The sequence below is a fragment of the Butyrivibrio sp. AE2032 genome (assembly GCF_000702965.1).
In genome coordinates this window covers 2,163,732-2,178,374 of sequence record NZ_JNLF01000003.1, presented here as the reverse complement: position 1 = coordinate 2,178,374, position 14,643 = coordinate 2,163,732, and the positions used below count along the sequence as shown (strand labels likewise).

Here is a 14,643-nt window from a genome sequence, read left to right as displayed (position 1 = left end):
TGTTCCTAACCACACTTTATCTGCCGGATGGGACAAAAGAACCGCCCCTCTGTCCCATCATGTATCGGTCCATGTCCTCGGCGATCTGCTTGGATACAGCGACAGCTGCCACAACGGTTTTAGCACCGGTAACGACGTCACCTGATGCAAATACTCCGGGAAGGGATGTCTCACCCTTGGAATCTGTGGCAAGATTTCCTTTTTCGTTGAGCTTCAGTTCTTTTTCATGAGTAACAATCCTGTCCTGCGGGACCTGTGAAATAGCAATCATGATGCTGTCTGCAGGAATCAGATGCTCAGTATCTGCAAGGACCTTTAGCGGAGTCTTTTGAGTATCTGCTCCTTCTGCCTCAAGCTGTGCAAGCTTTTCCTCATCAGGTACCATATCGCAGAACACCGGACCCTCGTCCTCAATCCTGACAATGGCCTTTCTGTATTCAAACTTAACGCCGTCTACCTTGGCATATTCGAACTCTGCTTTGGATGCGCTGACCTCATCACCTCTTACATATACCACAACCTCTTTTGTTCCATGCCTAATGGCAGTTCTGGCTACGTCCATAGCTGCGTTGCCTGCACCGATTATAGCAACCTTGTCGCCAAGCTCGTAGACATCAGGATTGTTGAGATAGTTGATAGCATAGAAAACATTTCCAAAAGTCTCTCCCGGAACGCCCAGCTTTCTCGGCTTCCAGGCACCGGTTCCGATAAACACACTCTTGTAGCCATCATTCAGAAGATCCTGTATTCCCGTAGAACCGCCAATCGCAAAGTTAGGTCTGAACTTGATGCCAAGCTCACGCATCTTTTTGTAATATCTATCCAGGATAGACTTGGGAAGCCTGAACTCAGGAATGCCATAGCGAAGTATTCCGCCAATCTTGTCATGAGTCTCAAATACTGTGATCGAGTATCCCTTGAGTGCCAGGATTATTGCGATAGTGATCCCTGCCGGCCCAGCGCCAATAACTGCCGCTTTCATGCCGTTTGCCGGAGCAGGCTTAAGTTCAAGCCTCTCAAAACATGAGTCGGAAATATAATTCTCAATTGATGATATGTGAATGGGCTCACCCTTGATTCCTCTGACACAATTGCCCTCACACTGGTTCTCGTGATTGCACACAAGCGAACATACCATAGAAAGCGGGTTATTCTCAAAGAGCATCTGAGCCGCTTCAAGCATGCGATTTTCCTTAAAAAGACGTATCATCTCCGGAATATTTGTGTGAATCGGGCAGCCATTCTCTCTGCACCTTGGATTAGGGCACTGAAGGCAACGATTTGCTTCATCGATAACATGTACTGACATAGAATAATCCCCCGTTTTCTTTTTTGATTATTCTATATGTAAAAAAAATCAATAAATACCCCTTTTCATGGAGCATTTATTGATTTTCTTGAAGTGTGGGATAGGGAGACGTTTTGAAACAAGGGGATGGTTTGGAACAAAGGGATGTCGCTTTAGATTAAATGCGACATCCCCCTTTCTTTTAATCATCTATTATATCTTTATTACTTAGCTACAACTTTGCTGCCTCTGTGTCTTGTGATTCCACTTGATCCGCCGGACTTGATGGTTTCCTTGATAAAGGCATTCATGATGTCCTTATAGCTGGCCTTGCCATCCTTGTTAAAGTCTGACTCGAGGGAATCAAACTCATTGCCATCATAGGTGATAGCCATAGCGCTGCCATCTGATGTCTTCATGATCATCATGGTCTTGGATCCGCTCTTAATAGTTGTATATTCATAATCCTCAGAATTAAGGAATTCCTCAATATCTTCAACTGCACCTTCCATAGCATCTGCAGCTGCATCCATATCCATAGGAGCAGGAGTCTGAGCTATATCATCCTCAGCAAACTGTTCAGCTGCCATCATGGCTGCTGCCACAGGATCCAGATCTGCTGGAGCTTCCGGCGCTGCATCCATAGCTGGCATCTCTGCAGAAGGCTCTTCAGGTACAGGCTCTACAAGAGCTGAAAGGTCTGGTGCCTCTTCTGGTGCCGGTTCCTCAGCTGCCGGTTCTACTAAGGCTGAAAGGTCTGGCGCCTCTTCAGGTGCAGTTTCCTCAGCCGCTGGCTCTACAAGGGCTGAAAGGTCTGGTGCTTCTTCGGGTGCCGGTTCCTCAGCTGCTGGTTCTACTAAGGCTGAAAGAGCTGGTGTTTCCTCCATTGCAGGAATATCTGCTGGAATATCAGTTGTTTCAGGAGCAGGCTCTTCAAGTGCTGGAATTTCTGCTGCTTCTGCAGTCACGTCGTCTCCGGATGGCATAACAACCAGTATCTCGGGTTCTGCATCTGCAGGTGGCTCAATCAGGGCATCTACCTCCGCATTAAGGATCGCATCAAGGTTCTCTGCAGGAGTCTCAGCTGCTGCCTGCGCTGCTGCATCTGCCATCATGGCTGCCATCACAGGATCTATGTCATCCGGATTTTCCGGAACAGGGATTTCTGCTGCTGGTGCCTCTGTTGCAGCTGCTTCTGCTGCAGCTGCGTTAGCCATCATAGCTGCCATTACGGGATCTATGTCTTCAGGGGCTGCATCCGCTGCGGGAGCTGCGTCCATTGCTGGCATCTCAGGGGCTGCCTCGGGTGCTGCCTCGGGTGCTGCCTCTGCTGCTGCCATTGCTGCCATCATCGCATCCATATCCACAGGCGCATCTGCTGCCGGCGCTGCGTCCATTGCTGGCATCTCAGGGGCTGCTTCGGGTGCTGTCTCTGCTGCCGCCATTGCTGCCATCATTGCATCCATATCCACTGGCGCTTCCTCTGTGGGAGCTGCGTCCATTGCTGGCATCTCAGGGGCTGCCTCGGGTGCTGCCTCTGCAGCTGCCATGGCCGTCATCATTGCATCCATATCTACAGGAGCTTCTTCTGCAGGGGCTGCATCCATTGCCGGCATCTCAGGTGCTGCCTCTGCTGCCGCCATTGCTGCCATCATTGCATCCATATCTACAGGCGCATCCGCCGCCGGAGCTGCGTCCATTGCCGGCATCTCAGGTACCGCCTCAGGAGTTGCTTCTGCTGCCGCCATTGCTGCCATCATTGCATCCATATCTACAGGGGCATCCGCTGCGGGAGCTGCGTCCATTGCCGGCATCTCAGGTGCCGCCTCAGGAGCTGCTTCTGCTGCCGCCATTGCTGCCATCATCGCATCCATATCCACTGGCGCATCTGCTGGGGCTGCGTCCATTGCTGGCATCTCAGGGGCTGCCTCAGGAGCTGTCTCTGCTGCCGCCATTGCTGCCATCATTGCATCCATATCTACAGGCGCTTCCGCCGCAGGAGCTTCAGGGGCTGCTTCAGGCGCAGCCTCTCCAGCTGCCATCGCTGCCATCATAACATCCACATCAGTTGCGGACTCAGCTGCTGCCATTGCAGCCATCATTGCATCCACATCTACAGGCGTTTCTTCTGCTGGAGCTGCATCCGCCGCAGGCATCTCAGGTGCAGGTTCAGGAACCGCCTCTGCCGCAGGCGCAGCATCAGCCATTGCTGCCATTGCAGCTGCCATAGCATCTGCTTCTGCAGTTTCTGCAGGACTTGCATTTTCAGAACCTGAAGCAGCAAGGATATCATCAAGATTAGGAATGTCCTCAATAGGCGCAGGCGCATCCTCTGCTGCCTTCTTTCTCCCCCTCTTTGGCTTAGGCGCCTCTTCGGCAGGTGCTGGTGCTGTCGCTGCCTCATTTGCTGTCATAGCAGCCAGAAGATCATCTACATTTGCAGTAGAAAGATCCTGTCCATTAAGAATATCCTGAGTGCTCATGCCTTCCATGCCAAGTCTCCTTTCATACAAGCCTGTCTATTTTTATAAAAAAGCATATAATTAGTCGGAATTACACAAATATATTATCTCTCAAAATCGTCTGAAAACATAGTGAATTTTCTATAAATTCATCTCCGCTTTCATCTCAGCCTTCCGCTCATACATAAGCTTGTCAGCCCGCTCGAATACTGCCACAACGCTTTCATCCTTATCGTATTTTGACATGCCGTATGCGACCTGGACTTCACCTCTGTCCCTGTTATCATTATTAGCAAAAGCCATCTGATCCATCAGTTCGCCAATGTTGTCGTAATCTCTTCCCTGACATACAGCCACAAACTCATCTCCGCCAATCCTGAATACTGGACTGTGAACAAAAACATTACAGATCATTTCACAGGCCTTCTGGAGATAAACATCCCCCGCCTTGTGTCCAAACAGATCATTTACAATCTTAAGTCCATTAACATCACAGACTACCAGTGCAAACTCAGATACCTTTCCTGCCTTGATGTCCTCATTCAGCTGATTCTCCAGATCAGAATATGCACGCTTATTTCCCACACCCGTGAGTTCATCCTTTGATGCCATCTGTTTAGCCATAGCCATATCCTTGGCATATTCAATCTCATGCATTACCTGGGAATTCACATCAAGAAGTCCTACTATCAGAAGTTCCTTCCCATCTTCTTCAACGATGGCGGCCTTCAGCCTTATGTAGTTAGGCTTCCCACGCAGTACAAGCCTGTAATCAAGTTCGAACAGCCCATTCTTCTTTATGCCTGCAAAAACACTTTCCCTGTTCACCAAAGAAGTAAACAATTCCTGATCGTCAGAATATACAACCTTAAGGCCATTATCATGGGTTTCTTTAAAGAAGTTCTCACCCTCCTTGGCTATATCCAACTGCTGAAAGTCCTTCGAGGAACTATATTCTCTATAGTGCTCCGTTTCCGGATCCACAAGGTAAAGAGCTATAAGATTTCCGTTAAGAGCAGCGAGGCGATAATAGATCTTTTGATCCTCCATAGCCTTTTCTGCCAGCAGCTTCTGATTTTCCCTGTAGTTACTCAGCATAATTGCAAGAGATATTACAAAGACAAACAATGTAGCCATCGTATACAGAGTGGTTGTATTTGCAATGCTGTCCGCCTGATCTTCTAAAAACTTATCTCTCTCTAAAGGATCTTCAGTGGCATCATGGTGTTCATGGTGATACTCATATGCATTCCGGATCACCTTGTCAGCTGCATTTTCTGTCACTCTGGAAACCCACATCAAAGAACAGAAAAGTAGCAAAATAAGAAAGATAATCCACGCAACCATCCTATCTTTATACTGCCTATTCTTATCCTTTTTGATAAGATACCAAAAATAGAGCATCCCCATAAGAGACCAGCCAATAAACAAAGCATACGCCTGGGTTTCCATGGCGTTAAACGGAAGTAGTCCCGGAACAAGTAAAAGAACTGCATAAACTCCCATCAGTACCATTCCCACCATACCAGCTGCAGTAACTGCCCTATTACCATTTTTCTTTGCACACAAATAAGCTCCGTGAGCAATAAGGCCATAGATAAGCGTTGCCCCAAGAGTGGTAACATCCACGATCCAGCCAATGGTGGTTCTTCCAAGGAACGGAATGATGATAGTAATCGCAGCCACGAATCCCAAAGCCTTATAAGGGATTCCTTTTGAATTAAGTAAAGAAAGGCCCTTAGGCAGTTCTCCCTCCCGTCCTGCTGCATATAGCAGACGGCTAAGAGCCATCATATTTCCAATAATACTTGTCAGGATTATGCTCAAAAGTGCAAGCATCAGTATAGTGACTCCCCTGCGTCCCATGTAGTAATCTACTGCATAGAACATAGGAAGAGCCTTGATCCCCTGAAGATTACCGGCATCACGGATATATTCAAGCCAGCCTGAATACTCTTGTGGATAGGCCGAAATTGTCAGGATGCATACAAGAATGTAAACAACAGTGGAAACAATTACAGAAGCTAAAAGAATTCCGCGAACTTTTTTCGCAGCAAAAGAATACTCCTCAGAAAAATGTGATATACTCTCAAAACCTATGAAAGCCCAAGAAGAAATGGATGCAATCCTGACAACCTGCAAGATTGATGAGGAACCCTCCATGAAAAATGGCGAATAGGAAAAAGAGCTGTCGTGGCTACAAAAGGCTACTCCGGCACAGATCATAAACCCAAAGACAAAAGCAAGGGCTGCCAGTATCATTACGTATTCAGGAAGCTTCCTGGAATAGGAGCACAGCAACAACACCACAGCCAGAACAGCTATGGAAAGAATGCACTCTCCAAACCAGACATTATATCCAAATACGCGATAGTGGAATCCAAATTTGAAAGCATCCTTAAAGAAGAACCGAACAAAAAGAGGTACTGCAGTTAAATTAGCCCATAACACAGCAAAATAAGCCAGAAGGACGAACCACAGGGTAACAAACCCCATTTCCTTCCCTCCGACACGTTTTTCGAAGGTATAAATCCCACCTGCATCAGGGTTGTTCCGGATCATATACTGAAGATTCCAGGTAATGATCAGAATAACAAACAATCCGGCAAGTAATCCGAATCCCGTTCCATGCACTCCGGCTTTTTCAAGGAAACTGCTACAGGTGATTACGATGGATCCCCAGCCAAGGCTGGCACCAATAGAAAAAGCCCAGATTCCCAAAGGCGAAAATCTGGACTTTAATCCATTGTAATTAGTATTATTACTATCCATTACAATTCACCAGATTTATATTTTTACATATATTTTTGTTCGGAATTTTTATAATTCGTGCACTTATATTATGTGACAAAAAGTATATGTACTCAATTAAAATAATATAAAATTTGGTGAATATAACTCGTTTTTTGAAGTCAGATCATGCCTTCTCAGGTTCAGGATAGTCAACTCCAAAGGTTTCTACAGTAACTGTCTTCATAACCTGTGGAGTGGTTGGTCTGTCGGTCCAGTCAGTCTCTGTCTCAGCAATCTTGTTGACAACATCCATACCCTCTGTGATCTTTCCAAAAGCAGCATAATCGCCATCAAGATGAGGTGATGTCTTGTGCATGATAAAGAACTGTGAGCCTGCTGAATTGGGCATCATTGATCTTGCCATTGAGAGTACGCCCTCAGTATGCTTAAGATCATTCTTAAAACCGTTTGAAGAAAACTCTCCCTTGATCCCGTATCCCGGGCCGCCCATTCCTGAGCCTTCAGGATCTCCCCCCTGAAGCATGAATCCACGAATAACTCTGTGGAAGATAAGTCCATCATAGAAATTCTTTTTGATAAGTGAGATGAAGTTGTTAACGGTGTTAGGAGCAATCTCTGGATAGAGCTCTGCCTTCATAACATCTCCGTTTTCCATGGTAATTGTAACAACCGGGTTCTGTGCCATTTTTATTATTTCTCCTTGTTAGTTAGCTATAACTTCTACTGCGTGATAATACTCGTCTGAGCCTCTCTCTGCCACCACCTGAACACTCTTGTCCAAGAGAAGAACAGGACATCTTGAGAAGTTGGTGTTGGAATCAAGTCTTATCTGCATATCTCCGCCGCTGGTGCTCAGGAAAAGAGTATTCTCTGTAGTATCTCCTGATACCTTTCCGGATACTGTAACCCTGGAATTGCCATCCAATGATACTGTTGAAGCTGCGCTTGATGAATTATTTACTATCTTGGAAGAGTGATTCCATGCATCGCTTCCTCTGTAGAAGTTCACTGTTACACTCTGTCCAGGAATAAGAACACGACATCCGCTGGCGTCGGTTCCAAGATCCAAAACGATCTGCATTGTTCCGCCTGATGTAGACAGGCAAAGCAGTGATGATGTGGTCCCCTTTTCAACAGTTCCGGAAACTCCTGATACTGAAGAGCCTGAAACAGTTAATCCTGAAGTAGAAGATCCTGAAGATCCGCCCACATCACTTATGGAGAGTGCGTGCATATATGCATCAGAGCCTCTTGCACAAACCACCTGAACTGACTTGCCGATTATCATGTACTTAACACCACTTACGTCAGTGTCAGTGTCAAGCTTTATCTGCATTGTTCCGGCATTTGTCACCAGATATAAAAGTTCCTCGCTGGTACCCTTGGCAATTGTTCCCTTAACAGTAGACTTGTTGGATGAATCAACATTCACCTTTCCTGCTGAACTACTGCCTGTAAGCTTGCTTGCATGCCAGTACTCATCACTTCCTGTATAGCATTTAGCTGTTAAGGAATTACCGGGAAGCAGGAACTTTGCGTTCTCTGTCTCAGTAGATGAATCAAGCTTAATCTGTATCGTACCACCGCTTGTCTTAAGATAAAGCATATCGGATGTGGTCTGATCAGTTACGGTTCCAGAGTAAGTATACTCAGCAGCTGTAGTACATGCCGGGAAAGCAGCCACATTAAAAAGAACTAATGCTGCTGAAGCCACAGTGCCAAGGACTACAGATAATGGTTTTTTCATAAAATACCCCCTTCGCAACAACACTAAATATTCCTCATAGTTATTTTTATTATACATCATATTGTGGTGTGTTGGAAGAGCCTACGAATATTATGTTCAGCACCTTACCAGGGGTTAGTTATCTCTTTTCCTCCGCCGACCTCGTCGCCGTCAGAGCCGCTGCCGTCTTCATCTCCCACGTAATCAGACCATTTCTTGAGATCTCCCTGCTGGTTCTTTCGATCCTCCAGGGCATCCTTCTTATTTTCCTCAAGCTCCTTCTGAGCCCTCTTCTCACGATCTGATGGATTGGAGCCGCCATCGGAGTCATCGTCAGAATCACTATTTCCACTGTCATCCTGCTGATTATTATTTTGATTCTGATCCGGGTTCTTCAGCATTTCGATCATCTTATCGATATCTTCCTTCAACTGCTGGGCATCGGCATTATGCCCATCCCCTTCATCGGTGGCGCAGCCATTTTCAAGAAGCACATCCCTAGCCTTGTATAACACGAAAAGAGCTGTGTCTATCTTTTCCTGAGAATCCAGGTTGTAAAAATCAATGGTGTTGCACATGGAAAGAGCCAGGTTGATCCTGATAAGACAGTCCTTCTTCTCGGAAGGATAGTGCTTCAAAGCCTCGGTAAAATAGGAAATTGCCGAGTTGTAATCCCCATTCTTATAAGCTGCATTGCCAAGGTTATAATAGGGCACATAGCTTTCCGGGAAGTTGAATTTTAAAAGCTTTTCCTCTTCCTGTGATCTATATTCTTCATTGTCATAGGCTGATACAAAGCTGTGGTTGATAAACACTCTCCCGGCAAGCAATACTCCGAAGATAAGCAACAGAAGTGTCATTATTCCCAAAAACCACAGTCTAAGTGGTATCTTTCTCATCTTAGAGCCTTCCTTTTCTTACTACCATCAATATTTCCATAAGTACCAAAAGAGCCAGTGGAATAGCGAAATAGAAGTAGATATCCTTTTCTATCTCAGCACCGTCACCACTTTCTATAACAGTCTTGGAGCCTTCTTTTATTATCTCAACAGCCCCTTGAAGACCGGCGTTTCCATCATTCATGTATATGTAGGTAAGCCCCAGTTCATCAGCGATCTTTTGAAGATTACTCTCATCGATCTTAGAGATCGCATCCTGATGAAGAGTGTAGTCATACACAAATCTGGTCACACTGCCTCCGTCCTTCATCCTTCCGCCGCTTTCCGTGCCATAACCCATTACCGCTCCGCCGTCGATGTACTGGGCAAGATCCGAGTAATCCTTCAGTTCATTTCCATTAGTGATCTCTCCATCACTTATGTAAAACACAATGGTCTTTCGATTTTCCTTTCTGGCTGAGGACAGGAGCAGGGCTTCCACATCCTTATAGGGAATGGAAAGGTCACTTCCACTTGCGTAGTAGCTGTCCGGAGTTTCAAGGGTGTCCAGAAGATCCCTTATGTACTGCATATCCTGAGTAAAGGGTGCCAGTACATGGGCAGAATCATCAAAGGTAACAAGACCGAAATTACTGCCTGCCAGCTCATCAATAACATAGTTCACATCCTTGATGGCACCATCCATCCTGGGCTTTCTGGTGCCATTGTAATCCTGAGCCCACATGCTGATGGTGGTATCTACCACAAAAAGAACATCCAGGTTCTTTGTGGCAAACTCATATCTGGTCTCTTTAAGAATAGGCCTTACCCCGATAATAAATGCCAGTACATAAATGAGCGTAAGCCTTACAAGGGTAAAGAGCTTTTCTTTTGTATTCACTTTATTTCCGATCACAAAGTAGGAGGTTGCTCCAAACATAAGAGCAAAGACCGCCACCAGGATCCCAAGAGGTAACATTGGTCTGATGTTCATTTTTGTAATACCAATCCTGCCAGGCATCCAATTGCCAGGCATATGCACATGATAAAGAAAGGAATCTCCGGAAGGTCCACAGTCTGTCTGGTCATGACAACCTTAACAAGCATAGCTTCCTGCTTCTGGATATCCTGAACAATCTCTGAAACTGACTGGGTCCTGGTCCTTATGTAGAACTTTCCGCCGGTCTTTTCCACGGCATTCTTAAACCCATTCAGGCATGAAGAGTAGTCAAACTCTTCAGGCATATAAAACTTCTCCTCTGAAGGAAATATTCCAAAGAGGGTAACTTTGTTTTTCTTGCAGTACTCTGAAGCTTCCTTGAGGTTCAAAACCTCTTTTCCGAAGGCGTTGAGCTCATTGTCCGTGCACATGATGATTACCCTTGTTCTCTCCGAATCTCCCAGATAGGGAAAAGAGTAAAGGGCTGTACCAAGGCCTTCTCCAATAAGTGAGGAGCCTCTGTACCAGTTGTTGTAAAGGGTTCCTGCCTCAAAATAATCCAGTTTATCAGACAGCTCTTTGTACCTTTCAAGCTTATCGTCGGGGATATATCCCCCTTCTCCATAAGTCAGATAGTAGTCCTCGAAGTATTCCTTCTGCAAAAGAAAATACCCCTGAAGCTCATCCAGCCTGTCGATTATGTAGTCATAGTCATCCGTCAGAGGCACATAAGTCACCGACGAGGTGTTAAAGATACTTATGCCAAACCTGTCACCTTCAAGGCCTGCCACAACTCCCTTAAGATAATCCGTCAGTTCCGAATTCAGATCATAAAGGGAGTAGGAAACATCAAGACAAAGAATGATATCTCTTTTCTTGACTCCACTTACAACATCCTCAGTTCTGTAGGGCCTTGCAGCCAGGAAAAGAGCTGAGACTATACTTCCGGTCAGTCCCGTTATCATCACAGCTGTCAGGACCACGTACCTGATCTTAAGATTTTTGTACAGCTTTGACTGCCTGATCCTTCCGGTGTTTGCTGCTTTTGTACCATCCACAAACCTGCCTTTTTTCCTTTTGTGGATAAAAAAAAGACCAAGAAGCGCAGCCACCAAAACAGCTATCCCTATGATAACTATGTTTGTATACATCAACTCCATGATCTGATCACTCCTATTGCAGTGTTACAGGATGTCAAAAGGTCTTTTTCCCTGGCCTTCTCATCCTCTGCGAACTCCGGCACATAGTATTCCTCCATGAGCACATCAAGCTTCCTGATGCCCATGGCCTTTACTTCCTTTACCGTGAAGCTCTCTACGTTTATTCCGGTCACCTGGTGGACAAACTCCCTGATGACAAAGCTAAGCTCCTGATAACCGTCTCGCTTAGTGATATCTCCGCTGTTATATCTGCTGATGATAGTCTCTACCCTCTGGGAATACTGGTTTTTTACCCTAAGCAGGACCTCAGGCGTCATAATCACCTTGCGATAGGCCTGCCTGTACTGCTGCTTATTTGCCCTGTATTCCAGCATTTTCATGATGGTATAAACCAATACTCCGGTAGCCGCTACGATCAGCACTGCTGCTATGGCTGCCACCCACCAGCTGTATTCAAATGGATCCTGTAATTTAACCGAAGTAACCATTTCTGTACCTTTCAAGCAGGGTTATGGTGCTATCAATGATCTCGTCCTCACCGGAAATGGTGGTGAGGCAGGCCTTGTTGCGCTTGCACATAGCAGAGGTTCTCTCTAAGATCTCATTCCTTATGCTCTCCTCTTCCTTACGAAGAGCCCTGCTGTGAGATAAAAAGAACCTTTCATAAAATCCCTGTTCGTTGTCAAAAACCACATCTCCCGTCAGATACGCATCGTCGATATTAATGATCAGAAGATCGTGACCTGTAGTAATACTCTTTATTAGTCCCTCATTCAACTGGTCCAGTCCATCCATATCCGTCAAAAGAAATATGATCATCTTTTTACGGACTGTGTTAAGGACTTCTTCCAGAGTCTGAGTCAGGCTGTAACCGGAATCTGTGGTGCAGCTCTTTTCATAATCATAGAGGAGCTTTTCAAGGTGATCCGTTCCGGACTTGAAATAGCTCTTTACAGCACTGTGATCGCCGGCGTAGGAAAGAGCAAAGTCCGCCCCATTCCTGGAGGCAATAAAAGAAAGCATCCCAAAGGTCATGAGCATAAGCTCCTTTTTAGGTTCCTTCCTGCTGGTATCTCCCAGCAGCTTCTGTCCTCTGTCGCAGACAAACATCACGTTGTGCCTCCTGTCTGTCATGTATCTGCGGACCAGAATAGAGCTCATTCGGGAGGAGGATTTCCAGTCAATGTCATGTACGTCGTCGCCATAGGTATACTCCTTAAGGTCGTCGAACTCCATGCTCCTTCCTCTGTGAACCGAATGAAAGTCACCATCCAGGATATTTGAAGTTTTTCTTTTGGTATAAAGAGCTACTGCCCGCCTTATCCTGGACAGATACTCATAATCTATCTTCATCAGGGCGCCTTTACTGAATTAACGATTGCATCAATAACAGCTTCTACCGGCACATTGTCTGCTACTGCAGAGTAGTTGAGGCCAATCCTGTGGCGGAGCACCTGATGGCTCACCTGCTTAACATCCTCGGGAGTCACGTAAGTTCTTCCAACCATCAATGCTGCTGCCTTTGCCATCTTAAGGAAGGCGATGGAAGCACGGGGGCTGGCTCCGATCCTTATGTATTTGCCAAGCTCAAGGTTCTGGATCTGTCCTGCTCTTCTGCTGGCAACAACGATGCTGGAGATATACCACTTTATGGCTTCATCCACATAGACCTTCTCTGCAATTTCCTGGAGCCTGTCTACATCCTTTATGGTAAGGACCGGTGGATCAACTCGGGAGATAGCACCACTTTCTATTCTGCCAAGGATCTCAACCTCCTCAGCAGCTGAGGGGTAGGTTATAACCTCTTTTATCAAAAATCTGTCAGTCTGGGCCTCAGAAAGAGGGTAAGTTCCCTCCTGCTCAATAGGGTTCTGGGTCGCGATTACTATGAAGATATCCTCAGGCATGTGGTAGCTGGTCCCACCGATGGTCACCTGCTTCTCCTGCATGGCTTCCAGCATGGCAGACTGGGTCTTGGCACTGGATCTGTTAACCTCGTCCAGAAGAACAAAGTTGGCAAAAACAGGGCCTAAGATATTCTCAAACTTTCCTGTGGCCTGATTGTATATCTGGGTTCCGATTATATCTCCAGGCAAAAGGTCAGGCGTGCACTGGATCCTGGCAAACTTTCCATCTACCGCATCAGAAATAGCCTTGGCTGCAGTAGTCTTTGCAAGCCCCGGCACTGACTCGATGAGGATATGTCCGTCTGCGATAATTGCTCCTACCAGCGAAAACTTCAGCTGATGCTGTCCCACCACCTTGGCATCAAAGTAATCGGAAAGCTTCTTTATCACGTCCTGAGCGTAGAGGAATTCCTCTTCAGTGATATTCAGTCTTGGATCCTCATTTGTGATAATATCCATTAGTGTTCCCCCCTGGGCTTCTTATGCCCCGATAATAGTCCTTAAATTCCTCATAATACCTTCTGCGATCTCAGGCTTATTCATAGAGTAAACGTGAATATGGCTCACTCCGTTGGCGATCAGGTCTATGATCTGGTCGCTGGCATAGATAATGCCTGCTTCCTTCATCTTCTCAGGGTCATCTGCAAAACGATCCACCATTATCTTCATCTTCTGTGGAATAGTGGAGCCGGAAAGGGCAACGCTCCTTCCCACCTGTCTTGCATTGGTTATGGGCATGATCCCGGGAACTACAGGAACTTCAATGCCCTTCTCTCTTATTCTGTAGAGGAACTGATACAGAGTTGAATTGTCAAAAAACATCTGGGTTGTAAGGAAGTCGCATCCTGCATCCACCTTCTCCTTCAGATGTACAATATCCTCTGACTGTCTTTCACACTCAACATGTCCTTCAGGGTAGCAGGCTCCGCCTATGCAAAAAGAGTCATCCATGGACTTGATGTCATAGATAAGCTCTGTTGCATGGTTATAGTCAAAGGCTATTCTGCCTTCCTTAGGGATATCTCCCCTGAGGGCCATGATATTCTCAATTCCCTTTGCCTTGTACTCTGAAACAACACTCTTAACCAGATCCTTTGTGGAAGACACACAGGTAAGATGGGCAAGAACAGGAACACCGTATTTGTCCTGGAGGCCTGCTGCAATATTGCCGGTATTTTTGCTGGTTCCGCCACCTGCTCCGTAGGTAACGCTCATAAAGTCAGGCTTAAGGGCAGCAATCTCGCTGGCTGCCTTCTCTACTGCTTCGTAGCCCGCATCTGTCTTAGGAGGGAACACCTCAAAGGAGAGAGTTACCTCTTTATTCTTAAAAAGCTCGTCAATACGCATATATATTCCTCCTCTTGTGAGATATACGGATTGCTCCGCTTACGCTCTCGCAATCCTACTGGCATTCGGAAATCGATCCGCTCATTCCTCGCGTATCTTTTTTCCTCATGTCCGTTCGGTCTTCAAGGTCATGTAAATATTCATGCCAGCATGAAATTTCCATGACTTTGAATCCCTATAT

Annotated in this window: 12 protein-coding genes; all 12 read right to left on the bottom strand. The window is 46.1% G+C overall.

Annotated elements, in window-relative coordinates; genetic code table 11:
* Positions 1 to 16 precede the first annotated feature (16 nt).
* Positions 17 to 1,309, bottom strand: a complete 1,293-nt coding sequence (locus tag BO18_RS11575; protein ID WP_034446353.1) for an NAD(P)-dependent oxidoreductase — start codon at positions 1,307 to 1,309, stop codon at positions 17 to 19.
* Positions 1,310 to 1,512: 203 nt separating this feature from the next.
* Entirely contained in the window at positions 1,513 to 3,780 is a 2,268-nt protein-coding gene (locus BO18_RS11570) for a hypothetical protein (RefSeq protein WP_034446351.1), read from the bottom strand.
* A gap of 111 nt (positions 3,781 to 3,891) precedes the next feature.
* Positions 3,892 to 6,522 carry an amino acid permease gene (locus BO18_RS11565; protein ID WP_034446350.1) on the bottom strand — a complete coding sequence of 877 codons (2,631 nt, stop codon included), beginning with the start codon at positions 6,520 to 6,522 and terminating at the stop codon, positions 3,892 to 3,894.
* Between the two features lie 145 nt (positions 6,523 to 6,667).
* Positions 6,668 to 7,189, bottom strand: a complete 522-nt coding sequence (locus BO18_RS11560) for a peptidylprolyl isomerase (RefSeq protein ID WP_034446349.1) — start codon at positions 7,187 to 7,189, stop codon at positions 6,668 to 6,670.
* A gap of 18 nt (positions 7,190 to 7,207) precedes the next feature.
* Positions 7,208 to 8,251 carry a hypothetical protein gene (locus BO18_RS11555; protein WP_051688673.1) on the bottom strand — a complete coding sequence of 348 codons (1,044 nt, stop codon included), beginning with the start codon at positions 8,249 to 8,251 and terminating at the stop codon, positions 7,208 to 7,210.
* 104 nt (positions 8,252 to 8,355) lie between these two features.
* Complete coding sequence (locus BO18_RS11550) at positions 8,356 to 9,129, bottom strand: tetratricopeptide repeat protein (protein WP_034446347.1); 774 nt, start codon at positions 9,127 to 9,129, stop codon at positions 8,356 to 8,358.
* A 1-nt stretch (position 9,130) separates the two neighbouring features.
* Entirely contained in the window at positions 9,131 to 10,102 is a 972-nt protein-coding gene (locus tag BO18_RS11545) for a vWA domain-containing protein (RefSeq protein ID WP_034446345.1), read from the bottom strand.
* On the bottom strand, positions 10,099 to 11,208 hold the full coding sequence (locus BO18_RS11540; protein WP_034446344.1) for a hypothetical protein: 1,110 nt from the start codon (positions 11,206 to 11,208) through the stop codon (positions 10,099 to 10,101). Before BO18_RS11540 ends, BO18_RS11545 begins: the two co-directional genes overlap by 4 nt.
* Positions 11,199 to 11,696, bottom strand: a complete 498-nt coding sequence (locus BO18_RS11535; protein WP_034446342.1) for a hypothetical protein — start codon at positions 11,694 to 11,696, stop codon at positions 11,199 to 11,201. The genes BO18_RS11540 and BO18_RS11535 overlap by 10 nt, the downstream gene beginning before the upstream one ends.
* Positions 11,680 to 12,561, bottom strand: a complete 882-nt coding sequence (locus BO18_RS11530; protein WP_034446341.1) for a DUF58 domain-containing protein — start codon at positions 12,559 to 12,561, stop codon at positions 11,680 to 11,682. Before BO18_RS11530 ends, BO18_RS11535 begins: the two co-directional genes overlap by 17 nt.
* Entirely contained in the window at positions 12,561 to 13,574 is a 1,014-nt protein-coding gene (locus BO18_RS11525; RefSeq protein WP_051688672.1) for an AAA family ATPase, read from the bottom strand. Before BO18_RS11525 ends, BO18_RS11530 begins: the two co-directional genes overlap by 1 nt.
* A 21-nt stretch (positions 13,575 to 13,595) precedes the next feature.
* Positions 13,596 to 14,462: a methylenetetrahydrofolate reductase [NAD(P)H] gene (gene metF, locus BO18_RS11520; protein WP_034446340.1), complete on the bottom strand. Its 867-nt coding sequence runs from the start codon at positions 14,460 to 14,462 to the stop codon at positions 13,596 to 13,598.
* Between the last annotated feature and the right edge of the window lie 181 nt (positions 14,463 to 14,643).